Below are 26503 nucleotides of genomic sequence, written 5' to 3'. Positions count from 1 at the left end.
ATGACAACCACCGGCACCGCCCCCGCTCCCGGCAGGGAGAGGGTGGCGGACAGGGACCGGTCGCCCGCCGAGCGTGTGCCCGAACGCGTCGATCACTCCCGCGAGCGCGTCCGCGGCTTCGAGAGGGTCTGGCTGGTCGTCTTCCTGGCTCCCTTCCTCCTGCTCTACCTCGGCTTCACCATCTGGCCGCTGGTCGCGACGATCTACTACTCCTTCTTCGACTGGTCGGGCATCGGCCCGATCGACCACTTCGTCGGGGCCGGCAACTACGGCTCGATCCTGGCCGACCCGCTGTTCTGGCTCTCGGTCGTCAACACGCTGATCTTCGCCCTGCTGACGACCGCCATCAAGCTCCCGATCTCGCTGCTGGCGGCGATCGTGCTCACCCGCAAGTGGCTGCGGGGCAAACGGTTCTTCCGGACCATGTTCTTCGCGCCGCTCATCATCCCCGTCGCCATGGCAGGCCTGGTCTTCACCTACCTGCTCAACCCGTCCAACGGCGCGCTGAATGCGATCCTGCGCGACCTCGGCCTGGTCGACCAGGGGTTCGACGTGTTCGCCAACCGGTGGAGCGCGCTGCTCGTGCTCGTGCTCGTCTCCATCTGGCAGATCTTCGGCCAGTACATGATCTACTGGATCGCGGCGCTGCAGAACGTGCCGGAGGAGGTCTACGAGGCGGCCGCCATCGACGGCGCGGGGGAGTGGAAGAAGCTCACCCGCATCACGCTGCCGATGATCAGGCCCGTCGCCGTGATCATCACCCTGCTCGGCATCGTGAACGCCATGCACGTCTTCGGGCTGGTCGTCACGCTCACCGCGGGCGGGCCCGGCACCAGCACCTACGTGGTGTCCTACTTCATCTACCAGAACGCCTTCGGCTCGGTGCCATTCGCCTACGGCTACGCCTCGGCCGCGGCGCTGCTGTTCTCCGTCATCGCCTTCGTCCTGGTCTCCGCCCAGGGCCTCGCGGTCCGCCGGGCACAGCGGCTCAGGAAGGAGTACGGCGTCTGATGGCGACGACCGCTCAGCCCACCAGGCGCAGCCACGCCGTGCGGGCCAACCTCATCGCCCTGCCGATCCTGCTGGTCGTCGGGCTCGTGTGGGTCTATCCCTTCCTGTGGACGATCTCGGCCGCGTTCAAGACCCAGGCCGGGATGTTCACCAGCGGCGCGAGCCTCATGCCCGACCAGCTGAACTTCGACAACTTCGTACGGGCCTGGGTCAACGCCGGGTTCTCCGGATACTTCTTCAACACGGTGCTCTACTCGGTCGCCTCGACCCTCGTCGAGCTGGTCAAGGCGGCATTGTGCGGCTATGTGCTGGCCAGGTACGAGTTCCCCGGCCGTACCCTGCTCTACCGGATGATCGTGGGGACACTGTTCATCCCGGTCGCCTCGATCATCGTCCCGCAGTTCGTGCTGATCGAGAACCTCGGCCTGCTGAACACGCGGGCCGGGGTCATCCTGGCCATGTCCGGCGGCGCCGGCGCGCTCTACGTCCTGCTGTTCGTCGGGTTCTTCTCCAGCGTCCCGAGCGACCTGTTCGAGGCGGCCAAGCTCGACGGGGCCGGCTTCCTCAAGACGTTCCGCCTCATCCTCCCGCTGGCCAAACCGGTCATCGCGGTGGTGGTCATCTTCCAGTTCATCAGCAGCTGGAACGAGTTCAACATCCCGCTGGTGTTCACGCTCGGCCAGCCCGACCTGCAGAACCTCGCCGTCGGCATGCTGTCCTTCCAGGGCGAGCACGCCACCGACTGGACCGGGTTCGCCGCCGGGATGACGATCTCGTTCCTGCCGATGCTGATGATCTTCCTTTTCTTCCAGAACTATTTCACGCGCGGCCTGGCCGGCGCCACGAAGGGGTGACAGTCCGCTTGAAGATGAGCCACGGCGCGTTCGCCTACACCTGGGACATCGTGGGCGACCCCGCGGCGGCCGAGCGCATCGCCGGCCTCGGCGTGAGCACGGTGACCCTGCAGGCCGCCTACCACTCGGTCCGGGCCGTCACCCCGTGGCATCCGCGCCACCGCATCGTGCAGGCCGACCACGCGGCGGCCTACTTCCGGCTGCGCCCGGAGCGCTGGCGCGGGCGGCTCCGGCCGTACCCGCCGAGCTGGGGGGTGCCCGATGAGGACAGGTTCGGCGCGGCGCTGTCCGCGCTGGCGGAGGCCGGGCTGCGGGCCGAGGCCTGGCTGGTGCTCACGCACTCCTCGGTGCTGGGCCGCGAGGCGCCCGACCTGACGGTCAGGAACGCCTACGGCGAGTCCTACCCCTACGCGCTCTGCCCCGCCCAGCCCGACGTCCGCGACTACGCGCTCACCCTCGTGCGCGAGGTCTGCGAGCAGTACGACGTGCCCGCGCTGATGCTGGAGGCGTGCGGCTGGCTGGGCGTGGAGCACGCCGGCCACCACGAGAAGACCTCCGGCGCCCATCTGTCCGCCTGCGGCAGGGCGCTGCTGTCCCTCTGCCTCTGCCCGGCCTGCCGGGCCGGGCTGGCCGGGCGCGGCCTGGACGTCGAGGAGCTGGCGCGCGACGTGCGCGCGGCCGTGGACGGAGAGCTCCAGCAGGGCGTCCCGGCCGGGACGAGCCTGGGCGACGCGCTGGGCCACGAGCGCGCCCAGGCCCTGTACGGTCACCGCGGCCAGGTCATCGCCGACCTGGTCCGCGATGTGTCGGCGCTGGCGGGCGGCCGCGAGCTGCTGCTCATGGCCACCGACGACCCACAGGTCACCGGCCCCGACGTGGGGATCGACCTGGCCTCCTTCGACGCGCCGGTCGACGCGTACGTGCTCAAGTGCTGGGGCCAGGAGGAGGCGGCCGTGGCCCAGGTGAAGGCCGCGGCGAGCCGCACCGGCATCCCCCTCGTCGCCAACCTCAACGTGCTGGAGGACGGCCACGCCCGGATCCCGGCACTGGCCGCCGACCTCGTCGCCGAGGGCGCGCGGCAGCTACGTTACTACCACGCCGGGCTCGGCTCACCCGCCCGCCTGGCCAGCGTGCGAGCCGCGGCTCGTTTGAAGGAGAGTTAATGCTGAACGGCCTGTACGTGATGGACCCGAACCGCTTCGACGACGTCTACGGCGCCGAGGCCCGGGAGGCGATCGAGCGGCACCTGACCATCGCGTCGCCCCCGCTCACCGCCGACCGGCTCACCCCTGATCTGCTCGGCGGCCTCGAGGTGCTGGTGACCGGGTGGGGGGCACCCAAGCTGGACGCCGAACTGCTCGCCGCCGCGCCCAAGCTCTCGCTGGTGCTGTACGGCGCGGGCTCCATCCGCCCGATGGTCACCCCCGAGATGTGGGCCAGGGGAGTGCGGGTCACCTCGGCGGCCACCGCCAACGCCGAGCCGGTCGCCGAGTTCGCGCTCTCGCAGATCCTCTACGCGCTCAAGCACGGCTGGCGCTACGTGCTGGCCGCGCGCGCCGCCGCCGCCACCGCCCCGCGCGGGCCCGAGCTCGGGGCCTACGGCGCGACGGTCGGGCTGGTCTCGCTCGGCGCCACGGGCCGGGCCACGGCGCGGCTGCTCGCCCATCACCACCTCGACGTGCAGGCCTACGACCCGTACGCCGATCCGGAGCAGGCCGCACAGCTCGGCGTGCGCCTCGTCGGCCTGTCGGAGCTGTTCGCCACCTCCGACGTGGTCAGCCTGCACTCGCCGCTCACCCCTGAGACGCAGCGCATTGTCGGCACCGAGCTGCTGGAGTCGATGAAGCCCGATGCCACCCTGATCAACACGGCGCGCGGCGGCCTCGTCGACGAGAGGGCGCTCGTGGACGTACTGGGCCGGCGGACCGACCTGTTCGCCGTCCTCGACGTCACCGACCCGGAACCACCCGTCGCGGGGTCGCCGCTGTTCACGATGCCCAACATCGTCGTCACCCCGCATGTGGCGGGCAGCCTGGGCCACGAGCGGCGCCGCCACGGGCAGGCGATGGCCGAGGAGCTCGCCCGCTACGTCGCGGGAGAGCCGCTGCTGTACGAGATCACCGAGTCCGGCCTGGCGAAGAGGGCATGAGCACCACCACCCTGGTGCTGCTGCCGCCGCACGATCCGGACACCGCCGGCTGGCGGGCCCGGCTGGAGCAGGCGGTGCCGGAGCTCGTCGTGCTCGAGCCCGGGACCCTTTCGGAAGCGGCACAGGCGCTGGCGGAGGCCGACGCCGCCTACGGCACGCTGCCCCCGGACCTGCTGGCGCACGCCGGGCGGCTGCGCTGGCTGCAGGCCCCGCAGGCCGGGCCGCCTCCGGGGTTCTACCATCCGGCCCTGGTCGCGCACCCCGTGCAGGTCACCAACATGCGTGACACCTACACCGACCACGTGGCCGCGCACGCGCTGGCGCTCGTGCTCGCGCTGGCCAGGGGCCTGCCCCGATACGCCCGCGAACAGGCCCGGGCGCACTGGGCGCCCGACTGGGACCCCGGCGCCGTGCTCTCCCTGGCCGAGGCCACCGCCCTGGTGGTGGGGGTGGGCGCGGTCGGTGCCGAGATCGGCAGGCTGCTGGCGGCGTTCGGCACCAGGGTCGTGGGCGTGGACGCCCGGCGCGGCGGCCCCGTGCCGGGCTTCGCCGAGGTGCTGCCCGCCGACGCCCTCGACCGCCTGCTTCCCGGGGCGGACCTGGTCATCCTGACCGTTCCGCACACCCCCGCCACCGAGGGGCTCCTGGACGCGCGGAGGCTGGCGCTGGCCAAACCCGGGGCGTACGTCGTCAACATCGGCCGCGGGCCCACCGTACGGCTCGACGACCTGGCCGCCGCCCTGTCCGAGGGGCGCCTGGCAGGCGCGGCCCTGGACGTCTTCGAAACCGAACCGCTTCCCGCCGACCACCCGCTCTGGCGGCGGCCCGACGTGCTCATCACCCCGCACGTGGCGGGGGTGGGGCCGCATGCCGAGGAGCGGCGCTTCGCCGTACTGCTGGAGAACGCCCGGCGCTTCGTGGACGGGCGGGAACTGATCAACCTGGTCGACAAATCCGAATGGTACTGAATCACGTGAACCGGATAGCACGCGTCGAGACCTTCACCGTGGCCCTGCCCTCGCTGCGCGACTTCGCCGTCGCGGGCGGGTCCGTCGTCCAGGGCGGCCGTCCTGCCATCCGAGTGCTGGTGAAGGTCACGGCCGACGACGGCTCCACCGGGTGGGGCGAGGCCACCCCGATCCCCTCCTGGACGTACGAGACCACCGAGTCCATCGTCTCCACCATCGAGAACTACCTGGCCCCGGCGGCCGTCGGCCGTCCGCTGTGGGACCTGGACGGGCTCTGCCGCGCCTTCGACCGCACCATCAGCAAGGGCTTCTCGATCGGCATGCCGCTGGCGCGCGCGGCGGTCGACGTGGCCTGCCACGACGCCTTCGCCCGCAGCCTCGGCCTGTCCCTCGGCGAGCTGTGGGGCCGGCGCAGGCGCGACACCATCGAGCTGGCCTGGATCGTGGCCACCGAGTCGGCGGAGGTGGCCGCGGACTCGGTGGCCGAGGGCCGCGCGCACGGCTACCGCCACGTCAAGGTCAAGCTCGGCCTGCACACCGAGGACGAGGACGTGGCGATCGTGGAGGCCGTGCGCGCCGCCGCCCCCGACGCCGTGCTCTGGGTGGACGCCAACCAGGGCTACACGGCCGCCGCCGCGCTCCGGGTGGCCAGGCGCCTGGCCGACCTGGACATCGCGGTCTTCGAGCAACCGCTGCCATCCAACGACATCGCCGGCCTGCGCCGCCTGCGTGACGCCAGCCCCGTCCCGGTGGCCGTGGACGAGAGCCTGCGCCACCCGAGCGACCTGGCGACGTTCGTCCGGCTCGACGCCATCGACGTCGCCGTCGCCAAGGTGCAGCGCTGCGGCGGGCTGACCCTGGCTCTGCGCCAGTGCCAGCTCGCCGAGGACTGCGGCCTCGCGATCATGGGCTCCGGCCTCACCGAGTCCGACGTCGGGCTGGCCGCCTCGCTCCACCTGTTCGCGGCGTTCGGCGTGGACACGCCGGTCGACCTCAACGGCCGGCAGTTCATCACCAGCCCCTACGCCACGGATCCGGTCATCACCGTCGCCGACGGCGTCGCCCACGTGCCCACCGGCCCTGGCCTGGGGATCGGTGTGGACGAGGAGGTGGTCCGCGAGCTCGCTCTTTGACGGCATCCGCCGGACCGCACCTGAATGGTCATCGGCGGCAGGAGCGGGAGGGCTGCTGGATGCGACGGCCTCGACCAGGGAGATGCCGTCCCCGGCCCGCGAGGCGCGGAACTCACCGGTCGCCGCATCGCCGTTAAGGCGTGAGAGGTCATATGCGAGTGGACCCTCCGGCATCGGCTCGTCGGGAGTTGAAGAGGGCTCGTACCGCAGCGTCATCGCCTTCGATGTCGACGAGCCCATAGGTGTCGTTGAGGGCGAGCGCACCCGCTGCCAGCCCGAGAATGATCGGGGCGTCAGCGCGCACGACGGCATCGAGATCGCCACCATCATGCAGGGTTACCTCTATGCCCGAGCGCGTCGCCCGCACCTGGAGCAACTGGCCGTCGACCGCGATCCCCACCGTCGATGCCTGGTGCGCGGCGGCCCTGCCCGCGAGCAGGGCACGGAGGCCGACGGCGAGCCATTCGGCGTGGAAGCGGTCGCCGCCGGGTCCGCGCGCCATGAGCGGCGTGGACCAGCGGATGAGGCTCTCAACCGGCTCCCGCAGCTCGGCGCCCCATGGGGTGAGCGCGTACACGATGGCGTTGCCCTCCTCGGCCAATCGCCGCTCGACCACTGCGGCGCTCTCCAGGTCGCGGAGACGGTCGGTGAGCAGGTTCGTGGCCACGCCGCCGAGCCCATCGAGCAGCTCGCGGTAGCGGGCGGGGGCGATAAGGAGCTGGCGGACGATGAGCAGATTCCACCGGTCGCCCACGACATCGAGCGCCCGGGCGAGACCGCAGTACTGGCCGTAGCTCCGACTCATGGCGACTACTTTACATTCTCAAGTCTGCCTGACAATATCCAGCACAGCGCCGGTAGGGGTGTGGTGATCTTGCCCGGGCCATGGGACGGCCACCGCCACCAGCACTCACGCCACAGGAGTGAAACGATGACCGACACCCCATCTCCCTGGCGAGGCCCAGACTCTGACGCCCAGGAAGGCACCGGCACAGTCCCGGCTGCGACGCACAGCCATGCCCTCGACGCCATGACCCAGGCTCGTGCGGCGTTGCGGGACGTTGTTCCCAGCCTCGTCGAACTTGTGCGCAGCGTCCCTGACGCCAACGCCGATTCGGTCGGTACTTGGACGGTGAGTGATGTCGCGGCTCACCTGGCTCATGTGTTTCGCTTCGACACCGATGCCGTCGGCGGAAGGCCGGTCCCGGAAGCCACGGTGACGACGGCGGGAATGGCCGAGGCCAACGCGAAGATGCTGGCCCGGGACGGCGAACGGGACCCAGTCGTCCTCGCAGACCGCATCGGCACGCTGGCAAACGAGTTCGACGACATCGCGTCGCGTTCGCGAGCGGCCACCGTCAATTGGCTGCAAGGTGCCCGCCTGCCGCCTTCGGCGGTGGCGTGCCACTTGCTCGAGGAATGTTTGATCCACGGCCATGACATCGCCGTAGCCACTGGGCGCTCGTGGCCGATACAGCGTCACCACGCTCTACTCGCGGTCGAGGGCGGCGTGCTTCCGCTCATCGCGTCTCTACCGCCCACGGCCTTGTTGGACCAGGAGAAAGCTCGATCCTTTCGAGCCCGCTTCGACCTGCGTCTGCGTGGAGGCAGCCGCATGTTGATGGTCTTCGACCGCGGTTCGTTGACACTCGACGCGGGGAGCGCACGTGACGTTGACGCCCACCTGTCTGCCGACCCCGCGGCTCTCATGTTGGTGTTCATCGGCCGACAAGGAATAGGGAAACCGCTTCTCGAAGGAAAGCTCGCCGCATGGGGCCGTCGGCCGTGGAAACTCGCCCGCATGCTCACTGTCATCAGTCCCCCGTAGCCGGCCAGGTACGTCCCGGCCTGGACGTGGAGTCGGGCCTCGGCCGGCCTCGTCACCAAGCTGTGGAGCTCGTTCAGGGCCAAGGGCGTCACGGAGTACTACTCCGAATTCGAGGGCAGCATCATCACCGTCGACACCCGCTACACCGGGTGGGGGAGCAAGGTGTCGGTGAAGGCGCCGGACCCCAAGACCGTGACCGACAAGCTGTCCGGCTGAGCACGGAAGGGTCCAGACCCTACGGGTTGCCGGCATCCCACCGGCAACCGAAGGAAACCGGGCGTAGACGGTCCCGGCCATCGCGCCGACACGAGTGGGATCATGTCGGACTATGACCATCGACTCGCCACGGGCCGCATGGCGGCGGCTCGACAAGCAGGTGCGCCGGGAGCTGTTGCGCTCCACGCAGCGGCACCCCGATCCCCAGGTGGCGGCCGTCGCGGCTCCCACCGCATCGTTGGCTTCGTACTGACCGACGAGGAGCACACCCTGCGCACGGCCCCGCCCCGGTTGGCCAAGCAGATGCGGCGCTCCAAGAGCTATTTCGGCAACCCCTTGGTCATCACCGACAAGTCCCTGACCAGCGACGCCGCAGCCATCACGCAGGCGGCCCGCGCCCTGGCCGGCGTGCCCTGCGATTGAGCGCGCCGGCCCACGGGCATCAGGCTACTTCGGCAGTCCGGCGCGGATCACGAGTGCGTCGTGGTCGGTGTACGTGGTCCGCTCGAGCTCCAGCGTCGGCGCCGCGAGGTTCCCGTAGGCGTGCTGGATGCCGGGAGCCTGGGTGGCGGCCGCGTCGGTCAGCGTCCACTGGCCCGCGGGGGCGCACGTGGAGCGACGGTTGACGTCACCGGCGAAGATGGTCGCGCGGCCACGGGAGGCGAGCACCTGGGCGAGTTCGGCGCACTGGGTCGAGTTGGTGCTGCCGGGAGCCTCGCCGTCGGTGGACAGGTGGCTGGTGCACACGTCCACGCCGCGGGCGGTCGTCACGCAGAGCCAGCGGCGCTGTTCCACCCCGCTGAACACGGAGTACGGCGCGTCCTCGGAGGCGCGGACAGCCTCCTTGGTCAGCACGGCGTTGCCGAACTCGCCGCGCCCGCCAGGCGCCTTGCAGGCCAGCGGGGCGCCGTTGTAGATGACCGTGGCGAACCGGAAGTGGTAGCCGGTGCGCTCGGCGATCTCGGCCACGTCGCCGCTGCAGGCTTCGTTGAGGGTGACCGCGTTGACGTCGTTGGCCCGGATGCGCTCCACGACCTCGTCAACGATCTTCGGGTATTGGGTCCGGGCGTAACAGCCGGCGTAACCGCTCAGGCAGAGGTTCATCTGGAGCAGCGAGTACGGCGGGCGCGCGTCCTGTGACGGTGCATCCCCGGGCTGCGTCATGGCGGAGGCCATGGCGACGCTGGGGGACAACAGCAGCCCGGCGGTCATCAGGCAGCCGATCAACAGGGCACGCAGACGCGTCAGGGAAAATGAGATCACGGCCGTCATTGTGCAGGCGCGACCGTCGGACCCGACAGGATGCAGGGAAAGAGTTCACCGCTCTCTCACGCGGCCGTCACTCCGCTCTGGTGCCCGGTACGGCCCAAGGAGTGGGACCGTACGGGTTTCGGCTCCGTCGCAAAGCACGGATGCGTCATGGAGTCGGTTCCCGGTAACCGACAATCGCGCCAGGTGCCGGTTCAAGGGGCCGGCCGGTGTCTGAAGTTGCTACCGCGCGGCGGGGCAGTGGGTGCCGCGCGGCGGGACCGCGAGGTCGGTGAGGTAACGGTCAACGGTGTTCTCCATGCAGGGCCCGCTGGTGGCGCTGCCGTGCCCCCAGCCGTCGTAGGTCAGCAGCACGCCCTTCAGCCCGAACTGGCGGGCGACGGACGCGGCCCATCGGTGCGGCGTCGCCGGGTCGTGCAGCGCGTTCGACAGCAGTACGGGCGGGGCCTGGTGCGCCGTCGGCTCGAGGCGGTGCTGGGGGTTGGCGGTCGGCGCGCCGAGGCAGGCGGCCACCATCCGGAGGGGCAGCAGGTACGGCATGTCAGGGGCGGTGGCGTTCATCTGCCGCACCAGCGCCGCGTACTCCCGGTAGTCCCGTACGGGGAGCTGCCAGTCCGAGCAGAAGATCGGAGTGGTGGGCGGCAACGGGGACAACTTCGGCGCCGGCCCGTTCACCGGTGCGCTCTTGTCCATCGCATCGATCTCCTTGGCCAGGCCCGCGAAGTCACCCTCGTAGAACCGCCGGAAGGCGATCGCGTTGACCAGGTCGATCGACGACACAGTGGGGCCCAGCCTGCGCACCAGGTCCGGCGGGGTGGCCAGCCTGCCGCTCTCGGCGCGGGCCAGCAGTCCCTTCCAGACGGCACGTACGTCGCGGTCATGGAGCGCACACTCGGCGTTGGAGCCGCACCACTTCACGAACTCGCCGAAGAGATCCTGCGCGGCCGCTGCCCCGGTCTGCAGGAAGGTCCGTGTGCGGGGGACGCTGTGGTCCATCACACTCTCCAGCACCATCGCCCGGACGTGCCGCGGGTAGGCCTCGGCGTACTGGGCACCGAGCATCGTGCCGTACGAACTGCCGTGGAAGGTGAGCTTCTCCTCCCCGAGCGCCACGCGGAGGGCCTCCAGGTCCTGGACCGTCTGGGGTGAGTCGAGGTGGTCGAAGATCCCGTTCGGGGTCTGCTGGCGGCACTCGTCGCGTAGTTCCCGGTTGTACTTCACGGTGGCCTCGAAGTCGGCCTGGCTCGTCATCTGTGGCGACGGGCGGGCCGCGAGCTTCTCGGGTGGGCAGGTCACGGGACTGCTGCCGCCGACTCCGCGAGGATCGAAGCTGACGATGTCGAACCTGCGGCGGACCTCGGGGCTGAAGCGCGTGATGCCTGTTCCTATACGTTCGACGCCCGAGTCACCGGGTCCGCCCGGGCCGAAGACCAGGGTGCCGACGCGCGTTCCCGGGCTGGTCGCCGTCCGGCGTGCGATCTTGAGATCGAACGTGGGCCCGTCGGGACGAGCCCAGTCGACGGGCAGCCGGAGGGTCGCACACTCCGCCCCCTTCCACGTCGCCCACTCCGGGCTGTCCGGTTTGCAGGGTGTCCATTGGATGCTCGTGACCGCCGCCGTCGGTGCGGCGTACACGAGGGGAGTGGCACCGAGGCTCGAACCGGTCACGAGGCCCGCGATGACGAACGCGGCCACGCTGTGCATGAGCTGTCCTCCTGGAACGGATCTTGGGGCGTTCGTCACGTTAGGTGCGGGAAAGCCCGAGCAGAACCGTTCTCAGGGGCCGTTCAGGGGCGACTCAGGGATGGTTCAGGGCAGGACGTGGCGCAGCACTTCGGCGAGGTGACGCCTGCGGCGGCCGGTTCCCTGGGCCACCTGCGGCGCCCGCTTTAGGAGAGCTCCAGCCGAACAGAGCCCAGCATCTTCGCTAATGAGCCATATGTGGATATTGCTCGACGTGTCTTCGCCCCTTGACGAGGACCTCTCCATTGCTCATCGATTGACGGGTACTTTGCCTAGTCAGAGCGGTATCTGCGGCGAGAAACCCCGGTAAGGCGTTCCCGCTCTTCACATGCGGGTGCCTGTACGCGAGTGGTGCTGCGCAGTCCTCCGCCGACGCGGCCGGGGCAGGGCCCGGCTGCTATTACAGCATCACTCGGCGTGGCGCTATGCCAAGCCGCGATGCCAAGCCGCGATGCCAAGTCGCGGTCCATATCGCCTGCGCCATTCCACGCGGACGCCGGCTTGACTGACCGCCTGTCGCCGTCCGGCCCGCGACTACGAACGGGACCTGAAGGTCTTCGAGGCCATCATCCTCTGGGCCGCCATCGCCGGCACGGCCGCCGTCTTACCCGTAGGGTCCTGCTCGGCGACAGGTCGAAGTCGTCTGCGACCGATGAAGATCACCGATCTACGATACTCACTAGCTCCCCAAGGCCATGAGCTGGTCGAATGTGATTCGGCGGAGGGGCAGATCCACGCGATCTCTGATCACGGAGCATCCCGTTCCCGATACAGAAAACGATCTTTACTTTTAGTTTCTCCTTATGTCATGATCAGGGCCGTTTTGCTACTTTCGTTCGAAAGGTTGTGCATGAACACACGCCGATTAGCGCCCGGCTGGTCCACCCGAACGCGCCGCCGCGGCGCCCTGATCGCGGCTCTGATGCTGCCGCTCTCGCTCATGAGCGCGCCCGCGATCGCCCAAGGCCCCACGCCATCCCCCACCCCCACCTCCGCATCGACAAGACCACCAGGCGCCACCTCGGATCCAGCCCTCAAAACCGCCTGGGACAAGGCCGCCAAGTCTGGCCAACCCATCGAGGTCCCCGCCCAGTTCACCGAGACCATGAAGGTCTGGGCCAACCCCGACGGCAAGAATCTGCGAGCCGAGCTGCACACCCGGCCTATCCAGCTCAAGAACCCGGCCAGCGGCGCCTGGGAACCCATCGACACCCGCATCGTCACCCGCGACGGCAAGCTGCAGGCCGCCCGGGTCAAGACCCCGCTGACCTTCGGCGGGCGCGGCGCCAAGCATCTGGTATCCGCGGCTGAGAAACGCGGCGAGATCGGCCTGGGGGTGACCGAAGCGTTGCCGGAGCCCAAGGTTTCCGGCAACGCGGTCACCTACCCCGACGCGGTCGCACCAGGGGCGGACCTGGTGGTGCTGGCTCAGGCCGACGGTTTCGTCTCCCAGGTGGTCTTCCGGCAGCGGCCGACCGGCCCCGTCACCGTGCGGCTGCCGCTCACCCTGCCCGAAGGCACCATCTTCGGCAAGACACCCCAAGGGCTGCCGCAACTCAAGGACGCCAAGGGCAAGGCCAAGGCCGCGCCGATCGTGCTGACCGCGACGGACGCCAAGGTGGAGGCCGCCCCCGAACAGGGCAGAACCTCCTCGGTCAAGGCGCAGGTCGAGACCACCGGTAAGACTTCGGAGCTGGTGTTCTCCCCGGACGAGAAGTTCCTGGCTGACCCCGCGGTGACCTACCCGGTGACCGTCGCCGCGTCCTCCATATGGTTCGGCGGCGGCGCCCCCGACGACGCCTGGATCAGTAAGAACGACCCCTACAACAACAACGCCGCAGCCGGGTACCTTCGTGCGGGCACCACCTCCACCAGCGCGGACATCGCCCGCGTGTACATGAAGTTCGACACCACCGACCCGGTGTTGCAGGGTGCCACCGTCAACGACGCGGACCTGCGGATGTGGAACTACAAGTCCGGCGGGCCCAACGGACAGTTGTGCGGGGAGACCATGGGCGCCGGTATCCGGGCCGCGCGCGTCACCTCCGACTGGACCCTCGACGGCACGATCGACAGCCTGGACTGGTACAACCAGCCCTCCAGCACGGCCGCCGAGACGGTGAACAAGGCCGGCTACAACTACGACGCCGACCCCGCCAGCTGGTGCGCCAAGGACGAGGAACTCTTCTACGAGGTCACCGCCATGACCCGCGCCTGGATCCAACAAGGCGTGCCCAACCATGGGATCGTGCTGAAGGCCGCCAGCGAAACCGCCGCCATCAACTGGCGCCAGTACTACTCCAGCCAATTCGGCGGCGGCGACCCTTACCCCGGCTACCGCCACCCACCCGCCCTCATCATCGACTACACACCAGCTCCCAGCTTCTTCATCGCCTCGTGGACTTACAGCGACGAAGAGGAGATCGACACCTATGAGGAAGCTGTGGCGGCACTCAACGACCCGGCACGGGTCCGGGCCACCTCCTCGCTCACTACAGAGGCTCCCATCACATGGGAAGAGGCCTACGCGCAGAAGGCCAACTCGACGGAGTCCCTGACCGCGGCCGCCGACGAGATCCTGAACAGGCCGCGGCCCGAGGAACCGCCGCCACCGACCCCGGATCCGGGCGTGGACACGACGCCGCCGCAAGTAGTCGAAGTCACTCCCAGTGAGGCGGCGGTCGACGTGCCGGTGGACACGCAAGTGACGGTGACGTTCAGCGAGCCCGTCACTGACGCTCAATTCTCCGTGAGGGATCGCCTCAGTGAGGGACAGATCCCAGGCAGCATGGCAATGTCCGCCGACAACAAGGTGCTGACTTTCACGCTCGCTCAGCCGTTGACCGGGACCCTTTACGAGGCTCAAGTCAGTGGGGCCAAGGACGCCGCAGGCAATGTGATGGCGGCTCCGTACGTCTGGCGCTTCAAGACGACCGTGCAGCTTCCGGAGCCGACCCCGACTCCCACCCCGACGCCGACACCTATGCCAGGGCTTGTGGCCGCGTATGGCATGAACGAGGGCACAGGCTTCATCGTCGGTGACTCCTCCGGGCAGAACAACACCGGCACGGGCAGCAGCACCACCTGGGCGAACGGCAAATACGGCAAGGCGCTGTCGTTCAACGGCTCGTCCAGTTGGGTCACGGTCCAGGACGCCGCGTCGCTGCACCTGACGACCGGGATGACGCTGTCGGCCTGGGTTAGCCCCGCCACGGTGGCTGACTGGAGCAGTGTGGTGGCCAAGGAACTGAGTGCCTCGGGCGTCTCGTACACCATGTACGCCGCCAACGGCGGCTCGGTCCCCTCCGGCTGGGTGCAAACCTCTGCCGAGGACCACTCGACGGTCGGCGGTGTCTCGCCGTTGCCGGTGAACACCTGGAGCCACCTGGCGCTCACCTACGACGGCGCCACGCTGCGGCTGTTCGTCAACGGGCAGCAGATCGCCCAGACCGCGCTCAGCGGCAGCCTTTACGACGACGGCAGCCCGCTGCGGATCGGCGGCAACAACATCTGGGGCGAGTTCTACAACGGACTGATCGACGAGCTGCGCATCTACAACCGCGCCCAGACCGCGACCGAGATCCAGGCCGACATGAACACCCCTGTCGGCTCCACCACACCGGGACCCGACCCCACGCCCACCCCGACCCCGACCCCCACGCCGGACCCCGACCCCGACCCCGACCCGGTCCCGGGGCTGGTAGCGGCCTACAGCATGGAAGAGGGCACAGGCACCAGCGTCGGAGACGCCTCCGGGCAGAACAACACCGGAGCAGCCACCGACACCACCTGGACAACCGGCAAGCACGGCCAAGCGCTGTCCTTCAATGGTTCCTCCAGCTGGGTGACCGTCCCGCACTCGGCGTCGTTGCGTTTGACGAACGCCCTGACGCTCTCGGCATGGGTACGACCCGCAACAGTGGACGACTGGCGCACCGTGCTGATGAAGGAGCACGCCGACGGCGGTACCTACGGCCTGTATGCCTCCACCGGTGACTCTCCCCTGGGCTGGTTGAAGAACGCCAGAGGTGACATGTCGGTGGTAGGTGACAACCCGCTGCCGCTGAACCAGTGGAGTCATCTGGCCGTCACCTATGACGGCAGCATGGCCACCCTGTACGTCGACGGCGCCCCGGTCGACCAGACACCGATGAGCGGAGACCTCGTCGACGATGGCGGAGCGCTGCGCCTCGGCGGCAACAGTGTCTGGGGTGAGCACTTCAGCGGCGTCATCGACGAGGTACGCATCTACAACCGCGCCCAGACCGTCGCTCAGATCCAGGCCGACATGAGCACCCCGATCGGCGCGGCGGCATCGGGTGCGGCAGCGCGGCGGCTGCAGAAGAGCTCCGCTCCCGAGGTTCAGAAGCTCGTGGTCGACGACAGCCGCACCGTGGACGGCGTGACCGTCACTTCCGACCTCACTCCCAGCCTGACCGCCTGGCTGTCCGGCGGGCGCGACGGCGAGGCGAAGGTGGAAGTGGAAATCGCCCACACACCCACCAAGTCTGTCAAGGCGGGCAAGGCAACCTCGGACAAGCGGCTGATCTGGTCGGGCCAGGCCACGGCCGCATCCGGCGAGTCCAAGGTGTCTCTTCAGGTTCCCAAGGGCCAGTTGCGGGACGGCGAGAAGGTGAGATGGCGAGCCCGGATGCTCACAGGCCAGCAGACTGGCCCCTGGGCCGACTGGCGGTCCATGCAGGTCAAGGATTCTTCCCCTGCGGAGCCGGAGCACGCGCAGGCGCAGGAATTCGCCGCGAGCGCCGCGCTGACGCCTCCACCTGCGGTCAACGAACACCCGCGTATGACCCCGGCACAGTGCGAGGCGCGTCGCAGCGAGGCGAGGCGTAGCATCGGCTGGACGATGAACCGCTATTCCTGGTGCAGCATAGGAAAATTCAATATCAAGGAGGTCCGAGGAGTCGGGAGCATGGCTGTCATCAAGACCCACTTCGCGTCGGAAATGATGATCATCGGCTACACCTTCAACGGCACTGGCAGTCTGGGAGGGGAGCCTAGCGCAACCAGTCGAGACATCTTTCTCGACCTTCACGCCAAAATCATCTCCGTCACGCCGTCGGTTGCCGGCTATACGCTGAAGATGGGCGCCATGCCCGCGGACGATGAATGCGATCATGTCACCGAATGGAACGGGGCCACGCATCACAACAACTTCGCTAAGCCAATGGGCCTGTGGGTGACGGGTGACACCTACAGATTCCACCTGCGCTGCCCAGCAGAGAACGCGAGGGCCAAGCGCTCCGTCGTCTGGGATCAGGACGACGAATACATTGTCACCCTCGACAACGACGAAAGAGTCACTCTGGGGAGATTCAAGCTCTATGGTGACTTCCCTGATCTGCCGCCCATTCTGCCGGATGGCGGTCGGTATGTGACGAGCCTCGGGAACAAGGAAGCGTCAACATTTGTCCAGTGTGACTCCGCTGAATACATCCGCCGAGGGACTGGCGGTTGCGTGTTCGGCGACGTGACCTCCTCGCTGGAGCACGTGCTCGGGCAGGGATACGATGCCGCGTATAAACATTACTGGACGGCATGCTACGAGCCGAACGACACCTATCCGATCCTGCTTAAGCTCGCCAAATATCCGGCGGTGAAGGAAAAGTCGATACCAGGCTGCCTGGACCCGGACAAGGAGATGAAGTACAACTACCTGCATCGCGTCGACCCCGATACAGCCGAGAACAATCGAGACAGCATAACCCGCCCCGAGTGCAACTGGCTCTGGGGCGCTTCGGTGGGCGACGCCAGCGGCAACGATTGCGACGAATTCCCCTTCGCCAGTAGCTGGGAAAGATGGAACAGCCCGTACCCCGGAGCCAACCTCACCAGGGCTGGCTACTCGCTGTGCCCTGTACCGGCGACCCAGAACAGGGCGGCTGGGACCCTTCTCGGCAAATTCTACAACGACGAGCGGATTCTCGTCGGTGATCCTTACTTCATCAAATTCAGGACTCAGCTGGACGGTCCGGAGAAATGTGCGGCACCGATTGCCGGGCATAACTAGGAGCCAGTGAGGCTGTGGGCGGTTGCGCTGGCTCCCGACCAGCGCACGCCGCCCACAGCCAGCTCACGTAAAGCCCCCAGAAGAGGATTCCATCGATGCGCGTTGACGCAGCAATTAACCATTACCGCAACCTGCTCGACCGGACCTGGCTGAGGGAAAGCATTGCCTGGACCGTGATAATCGCTGATGATAGGCCGGTTGAATTTCAGGAGATCGCCACGATGCTCGCTGGGGGTGCTCCTGCCGAGGTGTGGGAAGACACACCGAGAATGGCTACGGAGCGGATCAGCAGTATCAATCATGTCATCCCAGTAAGGGCGGGATCCCGCATCAACCTCATCGAGCCAGGAGTGATCCACACCAATATCGATGAATTTCGGCGATGGATGAGTTCGGGGCGTCGTATCTGGTCCACCTCCTGGCACATCAAGGGAGGGGAAACTCTGATCTGCGCCGAGAATGACGAGATCCTCTTCGGGATAAGCGAATACTTCGACACAGACAGGCCTTTCGGCGCCGATGTCGCCGCTGCGCAACACGAGTTGGACATCATGCGTCAACCCAGTCTTTTCGAGCGGAAGGCTGCCGCGCTGGCGGTCATGGAGTTGCACGGAGGATTCCGGTTGAGCTCGGAGTGGCTGGACTCTCCACAACCAGTGATCACCATCGACCGGCCAATACCGTTGGGCGCCATACCACCGAGCGCCTTCGCGTCGGCCGAGCCGGAACTCGCGGCACAGCTTCGAAATGCTTCCCCCGCGGCGCGACGGTCGTTCCAGATCCGACTGATCGAACGACTCGCCGATAAGTACGACTTGCGGATTCCACAAGTGACAACCATCCTGGACCACATCCGCGGCGACACCCATCCGACGCACCGGCAATGGCGGGACCTGGCTATCGAAACGACGTACCTCTCACAGGACCATTGGTACGGAGACCCCGCGGACGCCGCGCCCGAATGGCTGCGCTGGCAGGCCGCGATTGCCATCCGCCAAGGGCTGCGAGCCCTGGACGCCGACGCGCGGAACACTGAATCCCTGCTGTCCGCCCGCAATGCGCTCCACGACACATGGGAGTACCTCCGAGAGGAGATCCTGGCTCTCCCCCGGGACTCGGAGTCTCCCGATTGACCACTTGTGTTCCTGTCTTAAATGAGGCTCGGCGATCGCGGAGGTCGTCTCGTGGGCATGCTCGCGGGAGTGCTGGATCAGCTATGCGCGTCGAGTCGAGTGCGGTCGGAAACGCTGGGAAAGGGCCGGAGAAACCCGGGGAGCATCCGTTCACGTCTCGCGGTTGCCGTGGGTGTGGGGTCTGTGTAGGTCGTGGCTGATCTGCCCGCTGGTCATGGCACCGAGGGCTAGCCGAGGGCGCAAGTTGGCGGCGCAGGATGGCGCTGGATGATCTCTTCGGAAGGGCATCTCAGCGTCAGGCTGCCCCAAGAATCTGCGAGCGACTTGGGGAAACGCATCCAAGATCATCCTGTGTATATCCTGTGATCATGGTCCTATGGCTGCATGCGGGTGCCCTCGGCGGCCTATCAAGGGCCTGACAAGCAAAAGACCTGCGGTAGAGAACCCGCAGGTCGGAGGCCAAAATGCCTGGTGGAGATGAGTGCCCCCGGCAGTGTGCTGGTTCAGGACATAGGAAACCCATGTCGCAAGACATAGGAAACTTCAGCGGAGTGTGTCTCGAGACTGTCAATCCCCTGAAAACGTGGAGACGGTCCTATGCCACAGCGGTCCTCAGCAGGGCCGATGAGGCTCTCCTCTTCTCGATCATGTGGTGCTCGAATGTGACGGGCGACAGGCCGTCGTTGGCGCTGTGCCGCCGAGTGGTGTTGTAGAAGTCGGCGATCCAGGTCGCAATCTTTAGACGAGCCTCCGCCCTGGTGCGGAACCGGTGGCGGTGTACGTACTCGACCTTGATGGTGCTGTTGAGCGCCTCGGCCGCTGCGTTGTCGGTGACCGCGCACGCCCGCGTCACCGGCCCGATCGTGCGGGCCACCTTCCGCGCCGCGGTCGCCGTCCACGGCGTGCCCGCCTCCACACTGACCGACAACGGCATGGTCTTCACCACCCGCCTGGCCGGCGGCCGCGGCGGCCGCAACGCCTTCGAACACGAACTACGCCGCCTGCACGTCCAACAGAAGAACTCCACCCCCAACCACCCCACCACCTGCGGCAAAGTCGAACGCTTCCAGCAGACGATGAAGAACTGGCTACGCGCCCAGCCCCACCAGCCCACCACCCTGGCAGCCCTGCAGGCACTTCTCGACCGCTTCTGCGACGCCTACAACCACCACCGCCCGCACCGATCCCTGCCGCACCGCGCCACCCCGGCAGCGGCCTACGCCGCCTCGCCCAAGGCCCTGCCCTCCGGCAGCCGCGACGCCGACACCCACGCCCGCGTACGCCACGACCGCATCGACCCCTCCGGCGTCGTCACCCTGCGCGTCAACGGCCGACTGCACCACATCGGCATCGGACGAACCCACGCCCGAACCCACGTCATCCTGCTCGTCGACGACCTGCACGTCCGCATCGTCAACGCCATCACCGGAGAACTCCTGCGCGAGCTGATCCTCGATCCCACCCGCGACTACCAACCCCAGGCAAACCCCAACAAGACGAAACCCCCGAACCCGTAGGTTCGAGGGTTTCCGATGTCCTGAGACATCACAGAGTGCCCCCGGCGGGGTACGCACCAAATCTTCGGCGACTCCACCTGCGGTTTCGCGTGGCCGCCTCGTCGTTGAGGCCCGTACTGAGGTGGTCAAGGGCGGTGTTGGGCGATGAGGATGCATGCAGCCTTCGCTGCGCCTGCCGACGTTTGGATTCGGCGGACGACGACGACATCGGTGGTGCTGGTGGCGGGGATCGCTGCTGTGGTGTCGTATCAGCACATGCATGAGCTGGCGGTGCGACAGGGGGAGAGCTGGTTGGGGGCGACGTTGATCCCGTTGGCGGTGGACGGCATGATCGTGGCGTCGTCCATGTCGGTCCTTCACGCGAGCCGGTGTGGGCGCCGTGGGGGAGTGCTGCCGTGGGTCCTGCTGGTAGTGGGAAGTCTCGCCAGCCTGGCCGCGAATGTGGCGGTCGCCGACCCGACTCTAATTGCCCGGATTATCGCTGCTTGGCCATCGTTCGCGTTGATCGGCGCCTACGAGATGCTCATGGGCCAGATCCGGCAGAGTCGAGCTGTGCAGGCGGCGGAGGACGTCACGTCAGACTTGCCGTCCGATGTGTTGCTTGCCCGTGAGGAGAATCGGGAGGACACGACGCGCAAGGGCGCTCAGGAACTGCATCAGATGGCATGGCGATGGGCTCAGGATAACTGTCGGCCGGATGGCCGGTTGCCCTCCGGGAAGGTCATCGCTGCGCAGTTTTCCCGTAGTGACCGATGGGGTCGTTGGATTAAACGAGCGGGATGCGCTGGTCGGTTGGAACCATCCGTAGGGAACGTGCCGCAACCATGATGAGGAGTTGAGCTCTGGTCGAGCTTGCTGGACGGAGCACCAGTTCGACGGCGTGGCGAACCAGGCCCCTGGGCGTCAAGCACGTTGACGACCGCCCGCCCAAGCTGGCCGGCACCCCTTTGAGTACGTCCGTTCTTAGCGCCGCCTCATCAGCGTCGGTTTCTCCGATTGAGCGACCGCCGTTCCGCCCGCGCTGTACGCCGTTAACAACAGCATGAGCCGAGCCGTCTCCCGGGAGCCTTCGTGGACCACCGTCGGTAGCACCGAGACGTAAGCGCCGACGGTGGTTAGACTCGCGTGTCCGAGCAAGGCCTGGAGTCTTAAATCCGTGTGCAGGGCCAAGTCCAGCCTGGCGCCACACCGTTTCACTGGCCCACCCAGCTCCGCACGACCGACGACCCCGCCTTGGCACCCGCCACCGAGGCCGCCTAAGATCCACTCACGGCACCTACCTCGTCGAGCTATTTACACCACTCCGAGGACGCGAGCGCGTCACGTGGAACTCCGTAGGAACGACAAACTCGCGACGATTGAATAGGCGATCGGTTGCATCATGGACGACGTGACTTCAGAGAGCGTGTTCTCGAGAACTAAGCCGGTCCAGTGGACAGCGGATGTTGCAGTCATTGGCGGGCCCCCTTGCTCGTCGGTTGAGGGGGTGGACGAACGCGAGTTGGAGAGCGACGCCGATCTGGCATTCGCCTTCCGTCACGCGGCCGGAGTGATCGCTGCCGACTGGTACCGACAGCGGAAGGACGACTCCCTCGTCCTCGTTGTCCTCTACAACTACCGGCACGCCCTGGAACTGGGGCTCAAGGCAGTGATCAAGTCGATGATCGCCAGCCTGCAGTTCGAGGAACCGGCGCAGAAGCTGACTGTAGAGCAGGAGCAGGTGCTGGCACGGGCGCGGAGCAAGCACGACCTCTCACTCCTGCTCGACGACTTGTCAGCACTGGCTCAGCACTTCCAGATGCCCCTCCCCGAGGTGGTTCGGACAGCCTGCGAGAAGCTCCATGAGCTGGACCCGGACGGGCAGTGGTTCCGTTACGCGACTGTCAGGTCCCGAACTCGGGGTGCTGACTCGGTGGCGGCTCGACCCGATCCGATCTACGTCGACGTCCCGCGGCTGAGTCAGCTCGCCGAGACAGCCTGTTCCGCGCTTGATGATCTACTCGACCGCACTCACGAACTGCAGGACTGGCAAACTTCCCTCGGACCGGAACACGATCAGGAGGCGCATCGCAGAGCGGTCCTCGTCACCAGGCAGCACCACGAGGACGACCTCCACCAGGCGTAGTTACGAAGCCCAGCCGTCGACGTGACGCGATCCGAAGACGGTCAGCAAGCAGCGGGCTCTGAATCAGACCACGACGGCCAGGAGCCCCGACTATTGATGGCTCCGTGTCACCGGCGCCCTCGTCGACGGGCTCCCCCGCCACGGCGGCGGGTCAGTCCGGTGCCCGGCCTGACTACCTGGGCCTGCTTTTCAGCGCTGCCGCGGCTCGCGCTGCTGGGCTGGGTGGGCGAAGACGCCGCGCTGCTCGCGGAGATATACGCTGCTCAGCGCACCGGCTCTTGACTCAGGCAGACACGGTGGCGGGCGGTCTCGCCATCATCAGTCATGACCAAGCCGAGCACGTAGAACGACCACGGCGTACTCGCCGCCCCCAGCCCGCCGCAGGCACCACTTCAGCCGTGTCGTACTTGGCGTCACGGCCGCTGCTCAAACCATCCGCACGGCAACCGGATCTTCCCTCGTAGGCGATCGGGCGTGGGTATCCGCGTCTGGAATCCCGAGGGCTTCGGGCCAAGTCAGCGGTGCGCATGCTCGTCAAGGCGTTATCTGAGGAACCTGCCCGAGGCCCAGGAAGAGCGCGTCGGACTGGCCACCGGCATCAGCGGCGGCAGCCGCTGCGGCCGATCTGGGAGATCGACATGTCAGACGGAACCCGGCCGTCGCCCCATGCGCGGTCGGCGAACCTCGCCTCCACCTCCTCGGTTACGGCGACTGGACCGGCCCTGCATCAACCGCTCTGATCGGCGCCGGCCGTACCGCTCATGCCATGGTCACCGAAGTCGTCGAACAGCTCGCTGGTTAGATATTCCTCCATCTTGATGGATCTCTAACCAGTCGGACAGTGGCAGTGATCGCCGATCCGCGGTTCCCAGCCTGGATGATGTTACGCCCCGCTCTTTCTCCTTGGTGTCCGAAGCCGCCTGCTGATCCACGAGCCCACGCGTTCGCGTAGCGACATGCGTTCACCTGGGTCGCGTCCGGGAGTAGGACCGACTGTGGCGAACCTGTGTTGTGTGGCCGCGAGGTCGCGGGCACGGCCCGTGGCGATGCGCTCCTTTGACCAGCGCGGGGCGGGTCGGACGGCGCTTTTGTCGATCCAGTAGTGGGACTGGCAAGCGAAGCTCCAGTTTCCGACGGAGGGGTAGAGCGAGATGGACTCGCCGTCGTAGGTCAGCCGCCAATCGGTGGGGCTCAGCGGGGTGACGACTTCGTTGCCGCATCCGCAGGCGCACAGGTGGACGGCGGTGGCGTGGCGGATGGACACGTATAGCCGGCCAGTTTCGAGGCGTTCGGGGATGTGGTCGACGAAGTCGTGGCTCAGGTGTGTGCGCCATCCCTTCACACGGTGTCCTCGTTGTGCAACACGTTGCCGTCGATTTCGTAGACGGTGGAGTGCTCGCGTTCGAGGTCGAGGTAGAAGCCGCAGTGCTTCTTCCACCTGATGACCGCCAGCGAGGCGTTGTGCATGTTGAGCTCGGCGATCTGGATGTTGGTCTCGTACTCGTCCTTGCCTTCGTCGGCGAGGGTGATCCTCTGGCGCACGTGGTCGCGCCGGTCGGCTGTGCTGGTGGTGACCCGTAGAAGGCCGGACAGCTGCCCCTCGACCGTGATCACGCCCATGCCCACGTCGATGAACGGCACGTTGTACTCCTCGAGCTTCTCGAACAGGAGCCGCTTGGGGCTGCCCTTATCGATGGCGATGAAGACGAAATCCATGTCGCGCAGCTCGTGGACGTTTGACTCGTCGACCGGTACGTCGTGCTCGACGATCCCGGGGTGCATGTTGGAGTAGATCGACGCCCAGTGCGCGACCTTGGTTGGGGCGCTGCGCAGGTATTTCCGCGATGGCGCTCCCGGGGCGCGGAAGGCGTTGTGTGATTGGAATGTGTCGCCGTCGTACAGGTGGATTTCCTGGACGGGGGTCTTGGCGACCGTGTCGAGGATGTAGGAGCCGGTGCCGCCGAGGCCGACGATCGCGATCCGGTGGCCCTCCAGCCGCTTGGTGATCAGGTTGATGCCGGCGCGGCTGGAGGCCGTGTCGGGATAGTTGAAGGCCGAGCTCTCCATCTGGGCCTCGCCGCCCTGGAAAGGCGTGGCCGTGGCCTCCGGGTCGAGCGCGCGGGCATGGGTCGTGAGGAGCGCGGCGTAGGTCGTCATCTTCTCGTGGTAGTCGCGGTAGGCGCCCGACTGGGGCTTGCGGGAGAAGGAGTAGGAGGTCTCCACCCCCTCCGCCGGGTGCTCCGTGATCCGCTGGTTGATGATTTCCTCTAGGGGGCGACCAGTCTGGTCGCAGGGCTCCGCGCCACCGAAGCGCACGGTGTGGTCGCGCGGCGGTGCGGTGAGGTCGCCATTGAGCTCCAGGGGAGTGACCAGCACGCCGTACCGCACGCGGCGCTTGCTGTCGACGTAGGGCACGTGGTGCACCATTAGGAGGGCGTCCCTGATCTCGATGTCGTAGCCCTCCTGCTCGAGCTGCGCCAGGTCGGGGCTAGGACTTGCTGGTCGGGGTGACATTGAATGTCGTGCCGTTCTTGATCTCGACAGACTCGCCCGCGACCAGCATGCCCTGGTGCGGGTGCCCGGCCGCGTGCCGGTAGGTCACCGTGAAGAGGACGTCCGGGTCAGTGGGCACCGGGTCGAAGGCGAGCCGGATGATCTCCTCGAAGGAGAGCTCCTCGGCCTCGACGGTCCTCTCGCGGCCGTTGACGATGATCTTGTGACGGTGGTCGTGTTTGCCGGCGGCTTCGGTCGCCTCGTGCGTCTCGGTCACGTTTCACTCCATGACTAGGTGAGAAGTTTCATTTACCTGTTAGGTGTATGAAACCGTATGTGGATCCCAACGGTACCATGTACCTGTCGGGTATACACAACTCGCCAGACGAGGTGGTGGAGTGAGGATCCGGTTCAGCAGTCCCGAACTGGCGCGCAGCTGCAACAGCGATGAGGAACGGCTGCGCATCTACGGCCCGGACGTCGCTCCCGCCCTACGCAGACGTCTGGGGGAGATGGCGGCCGCGGGGCATCTCGCCGAATTTCGCAGCCTGCCTGCGGCCAGGGTTCGTGCGGATCCCAGAGGAGAGAGTGGGGCCCTTTTGGTGGCCGTGGGTAAGTGGGCAGACTTGAGAGTGCGCCCATGGGAGGTGCCCATCCCAACCCTGGTTGACGGTCGCTTGGACGAACTGAGAATTCGAGACCTATTGGTATCCGACGTCGCTATCGCATCATGAGTACCCTGAGTAACGACCACACGGAGGAGGCGCTCCCCATGACCCTCAGCGCCGAGCCGCTCGAATACGCGCCCGAGAGTGTGGACCCACCCGGTGAGACTCTCAAGGAGACCTTGGAGAACCTTGGCATCACCCAGGCGGACCTAGCGCGACGTATCGGGTTGTCGACCAAGCATGTGAATCAGATCATCCAGGGTGCTGCGATCCTCAGCCCCGAAACCGCGATCTTGTTGGAGCGGGCGACTCGGGTCCCGGCCTCGATATGGAACAACCTGGAAGCGCGGTGGCGCACGCAGCAGCTTCGCGAGCAGGAGAGTAAGGCCCTTGAGGAGAGCCTCCCCTGGCTCGACAACTTCCCACTGGGGGAGCTGGAAGACCGCGGCGTCCTCCCGGACAAGAAGAAGAACGTGGCCAACCTTCGCCGCATGCTGGAATTCTTCGGAGTTGCCAACCCCAAGGTGGCCGAGGAGCTTTGGGGCACCTATCGAGTGGCCTTCCGGCGTTCCACGGCAAAGGCGCCCAACGAGTACGCCACCCTAGTTTGGCTGCGCCTCTGCGTGCTGGCGGCTCGAGATATCGAATGCCGCCCCTACACCCGGGATGCGCTCCTAGAGCTTCTCCCTCTCCTTCGGTCCCTTACTGTGCGCCAGCCGAGCACGTGGATCAACGAGTTGCCCGGCCTGTGCGCCCAGGCCGGTGTCGCGATCGTATTCCAACGATCCATGCCTCACACACATCTCTCGGGGGCCACCCGCTGGCTGACCCCGGACAAGGTCATGATCGCACTGAGTGACCGCTACAAGAAGGACGACCGCTTCTGGTTCTCCCTCTTCCACGAAATCGCCCACGTTCTTCTCCACGGCAAGCGGCTGACCTTCCTCGACGGCGACCCGGCCACGAACCCGCTGCAGTCCGCCGAGGAGGATGAAGCCAACCGCTTCGCAGTCGACATTCTCATCCCGCAGCAATACGCCGCTGACTACGAGAAGCTGAAAGCGAACCCCAAACCCTTCACGAAGATCGAGGCTTTCGCGGCGCACGTCGGCCTCGCCGAGGGGATCGTCGTGGGGCGCCTACAGCACGACGGCGCCCTGAAGTACAACGAGGGCCACCGATTCCTCAAGCCCGTCGCCTTCGCCAAGTAGTTCCCGGGCTGGGCACAGGTCGACCCAGCCCAGTCGCAGTCGTGGTTCGGCCTGGCGGGCGCTGCAGCCTGCCAGGCCAGCTCGGCGGAGTCCTCCCCGAATACCGACATGCCGCTGGAACTGCATGGACGAAATTTCGACAGGCGCAGTGGTGGCG

21 protein-coding genes and 1 pseudogene are annotated in these 26503 nt (G+C 66.9%); 15 read left to right on the top strand and 7 right to left on the bottom strand.

Features of this window, described 5'->3' with window-relative positions; translation table 11 throughout:
* The 6 genes from ACQPWU_RS46325 to ACQPWU_RS46300 are packed head-to-tail and all read left to right on the top strand — an operon-like array spanning position 1 to position 6115.
* Positions 1–1011, top strand: coding sequence for a carbohydrate ABC transporter permease (locus tag ACQPWU_RS46325; protein ID WP_433432320.1), 1011 nt, complete (start codon positions 1–3; stop codon positions 1009–1011).
* Positions 1011–1865: a carbohydrate ABC transporter permease gene (locus ACQPWU_RS46320; RefSeq protein WP_433432318.1), complete on the top strand. Its 855-nt coding sequence runs from the start codon at positions 1011–1013 to the stop codon at positions 1863–1865. The genes ACQPWU_RS46325 and ACQPWU_RS46320 overlap by 1 nt, the downstream gene beginning before the upstream one ends.
* A gap of 8 nt (positions 1866–1873) precedes the next feature.
* Positions 1874–3028, top strand: coding sequence for a hypothetical protein (locus tag ACQPWU_RS46315; RefSeq protein ID WP_433432316.1), 1155 nt, complete (start codon positions 1874–1876; stop codon positions 3026–3028).
* Complete coding sequence (locus tag ACQPWU_RS46310) at positions 3028–4014, top strand: hydroxyacid dehydrogenase (RefSeq protein WP_433432314.1); 987 nt, start codon at positions 3028–3030, stop codon at positions 4012–4014. Before ACQPWU_RS46315 ends, ACQPWU_RS46310 begins: the two co-directional genes overlap by 1 nt.
* Positions 4011–4982, top strand: coding sequence for a D-2-hydroxyacid dehydrogenase (locus tag ACQPWU_RS46305; RefSeq protein WP_433432312.1), 972 nt, complete (start codon positions 4011–4013; stop codon positions 4980–4982). Before ACQPWU_RS46310 ends, ACQPWU_RS46305 begins: the two co-directional genes overlap by 4 nt.
* 5 nt (positions 4983–4987) lie before the next feature.
* Positions 4988–6115 carry a mandelate racemase/muconate lactonizing enzyme family protein gene (locus ACQPWU_RS46300; protein ID WP_433432310.1) on the top strand — a complete coding sequence of 376 codons (1128 nt, stop codon included), beginning with the start codon at positions 4988–4990 and terminating at the stop codon, positions 6113–6115.
* Positions 6116–6263: 148 nt separating this feature from the next.
* Here ACQPWU_RS46300 and ACQPWU_RS46295 read toward each other — a convergent pair whose 3' ends face one another.
* The gene (locus ACQPWU_RS46295; protein WP_433432308.1) at positions 6264–6920 is read right to left on the bottom strand and encodes a winged helix-turn-helix transcriptional regulator; all 657 of its coding nucleotides are present in this window, start codon (positions 6918–6920) and stop codon (positions 6264–6266) included.
* A gap of 225 nt (positions 6921–7145) precedes the next feature.
* Between ACQPWU_RS46295 and ACQPWU_RS46290 the strand changes: the two genes are divergently transcribed.
* A complete protein-coding gene (locus tag ACQPWU_RS46290; RefSeq protein WP_433432307.1) occupies positions 7146–7943 on the top strand; it encodes a maleylpyruvate isomerase N-terminal domain-containing protein in 798 nt (265 codons plus the stop codon).
* A 328-nt stretch (positions 7944–8271) separates the two neighbouring features.
* Positions 8272–8412 (top strand): hypothetical protein, encoded by a 141-nt coding sequence (locus tag ACQPWU_RS46285; protein ID WP_433432305.1) that lies wholly within the window; start codon positions 8272–8274, stop codon positions 8410–8412.
* A 194-nt stretch (positions 8413–8606) separates the two neighbouring features.
* On the opposite strand, the gene ACQPWU_RS46280 is transcribed toward ACQPWU_RS46285, so the two are convergent.
* A complete protein-coding gene (locus tag ACQPWU_RS46280; RefSeq protein WP_433432302.1) occupies positions 8607–9422 on the bottom strand; it encodes an endonuclease/exonuclease/phosphatase family protein in 816 nt (271 codons plus the stop codon).
* A 228-nt stretch (positions 9423–9650) separates the two neighbouring features.
* Positions 9651–11132 (bottom strand): alpha/beta hydrolase, encoded by a 1482-nt coding sequence (locus ACQPWU_RS46275; protein ID WP_433432300.1) that lies wholly within the window; start codon positions 11130–11132, stop codon positions 9651–9653.
* An 889-nt stretch (positions 11133–12021) separates the two neighbouring features.
* Between ACQPWU_RS46275 and ACQPWU_RS46270 the strand changes: the two genes are divergently transcribed.
* Entirely contained in the window at positions 12022–17199 is a 5178-nt protein-coding gene (locus ACQPWU_RS46270; RefSeq protein WP_433432298.1) for a LamG-like jellyroll fold domain-containing protein, read from the top strand.
* 95 nt (positions 17200–17294) lie between these two features.
* Positions 17295–18332, top strand: a complete 1038-nt coding sequence (locus tag ACQPWU_RS46265; RefSeq protein WP_433432296.1) for a hypothetical protein — start codon at positions 17295–17297, stop codon at positions 18330–18332.
* 595 nt (positions 18333–18927) lie between these two features.
* Here the strand turns inward: ACQPWU_RS46265 and ACQPWU_RS46260 are convergent.
* A complete protein-coding gene (locus tag ACQPWU_RS46260; RefSeq protein WP_433432294.1) occupies positions 18928–19185 on the bottom strand; it encodes an integrase core domain-containing protein in 258 nt (85 codons plus the stop codon).
* Positions 19186–19195: 10 nt separating this feature from the next.
* On the opposite strand from ACQPWU_RS46260, the gene ACQPWU_RS46255 reads away from it, so the two are divergent.
* The 4 genes and pseudogenes from ACQPWU_RS46255 to ACQPWU_RS46240 all read left to right on the top strand — a co-directional run.
* Positions 19196–19849, top strand: coding sequence for an integrase core domain-containing protein (locus tag ACQPWU_RS46255; protein ID WP_433432293.1), 654 nt, complete (start codon positions 19196–19198; stop codon positions 19847–19849).
* Between the two features lie 210 nt (positions 19850–20059).
* Positions 20060–20677 (top strand): DUF2637 domain-containing protein, encoded by a 618-nt coding sequence (locus ACQPWU_RS46250; protein ID WP_433432291.1) that lies wholly within the window; start codon positions 20060–20062, stop codon positions 20675–20677.
* Between the two features lie 553 nt (positions 20678–21230).
* A complete protein-coding gene (locus tag ACQPWU_RS46245) occupies positions 21231–21974 on the top strand; it encodes a hypothetical protein (protein ID WP_433432289.1) in 744 nt (247 codons plus the stop codon).
* Between the two features lie 670 nt (positions 21975–22644).
* Positions 22645–22776 (top strand): annotated as a pseudogene (locus ACQPWU_RS46240) (pyridine nucleotide-disulfide oxidoreductase); the annotation flags it as partial.
* Between the two features lie 81 nt (positions 22777–22857).
* On the opposite strand, the gene ACQPWU_RS46235 reads toward ACQPWU_RS46240, so the two are convergent.
* From ACQPWU_RS46235 to ACQPWU_RS46225, 3 genes are read right to left on the bottom strand one after another with little or no spacing between them, the layout of a single operon-like run.
* Positions 22858–23316: a DUF6527 family protein gene (locus ACQPWU_RS46235; RefSeq protein WP_433432287.1), complete on the bottom strand. Its 459-nt coding sequence runs from the start codon at positions 23314–23316 to the stop codon at positions 22858–22860.
* Positions 23313–24488 carry a ThiF family adenylyltransferase gene (locus ACQPWU_RS46230; protein WP_433432286.1) on the bottom strand — a complete coding sequence of 392 codons (1176 nt, stop codon included), beginning with the start codon at positions 24486–24488 and terminating at the stop codon, positions 23313–23315. The genes ACQPWU_RS46235 and ACQPWU_RS46230 overlap by 4 nt, the downstream gene beginning before the upstream one ends.
* Complete coding sequence (locus ACQPWU_RS46225) at positions 24463–24744, bottom strand: multiubiquitin domain-containing protein (RefSeq protein ID WP_433432284.1); 282 nt, start codon at positions 24742–24744, stop codon at positions 24463–24465. The genes ACQPWU_RS46230 and ACQPWU_RS46225 overlap by 26 nt, the downstream gene beginning before the upstream one ends.
* 495 nt (positions 24745–25239) lie before the next feature.
* On the opposite strand from ACQPWU_RS46225, the gene ACQPWU_RS46220 reads away from it, so the two are divergent.
* Entirely contained in the window at positions 25240–26346 is a 1107-nt protein-coding gene (locus tag ACQPWU_RS46220) for a HigA family addiction module antitoxin (RefSeq protein ID WP_433432282.1), read from the top strand.
* The last annotated feature ends 157 nt before the right edge of the window (positions 26347–26503 follow it).

This window comes from Nonomuraea sp. CA-141351 (assembly GCF_050944675.1).
GTDB lineage: Bacteria > Actinomycetota > Actinomycetes > Streptosporangiales > Streptosporangiaceae > Nonomuraea.
The sequence above is the reverse complement of the archived record's forward strand: the minus strand, read 5'-3'. Positions and strand labels throughout refer to the sequence as shown.

Coding starts and splice junctions, on each gene's coding strand:
- ACQPWU_RS46320 (WP_433432318.1), top strand. CDS start 1,011: ATGGCGACGACCGCTCAGCCCACCAGGCGCAGCCACGCCGTGCGGGCC.
- ACQPWU_RS46295 (WP_433432308.1), bottom strand. CDS start 6,920: ATGAGTCGGAGCTACGGCCAGTACTGCGGTCTCGCCCGGGCGCTCGAT.
- ACQPWU_RS46290 (WP_433432307.1), top strand. CDS start 7,146: ATGACCCAGGCTCGTGCGGCGTTGCGGGACGTTGTTCCCAGCCTCGTC.
- ACQPWU_RS46230 (WP_433432286.1), bottom strand. CDS start 24,488: ATGTCACCCCGACCAGCAAGTCCTAGCCCCGACCTGGCGCAGCTCGAG.
- ACQPWU_RS46270 (WP_433432298.1), top strand. CDS start 12,022: ATGAACACACGCCGATTAGCGCCCGGCTGGTCCACCCGAACGCGCCGC.
- ACQPWU_RS46245 (WP_433432289.1), top strand. CDS start 21,231: ATGGACGACGTGACTTCAGAGAGCGTGTTCTCGAGAACTAAGCCGGTC.
- ACQPWU_RS46220 (WP_433432282.1), top strand. CDS start 25,240: ATGACCCTCAGCGCCGAGCCGCTCGAATACGCGCCCGAGAGTGTGGAC.
- ACQPWU_RS46285 (WP_433432305.1), top strand. CDS start 8,272: ATGACCATCGACTCGCCACGGGCCGCATGGCGGCGGCTCGACAAGCAG.
- ACQPWU_RS46305 (WP_433432312.1), top strand. CDS start 4,011: ATGAGCACCACCACCCTGGTGCTGCTGCCGCCGCACGATCCGGACACC.
- ACQPWU_RS46310 (WP_433432314.1), top strand. CDS start 3,028: ATGCTGAACGGCCTGTACGTGATGGACCCGAACCGCTTCGACGACGTC.
- ACQPWU_RS46275 (WP_433432300.1), bottom strand. CDS start 11,132: ATGCACAGCGTGGCCGCGTTCGTCATCGCGGGCCTCGTGACCGGTTCG.
- ACQPWU_RS46265 (WP_433432296.1), top strand. CDS start 17,295: ATGCGCGTTGACGCAGCAATTAACCATTACCGCAACCTGCTCGACCGG.
- ACQPWU_RS46325 (WP_433432320.1), top strand. CDS start 1: ATGACAACCACCGGCACCGCCCCCGCTCCCGGCAGGGAGAGGGTGGCG.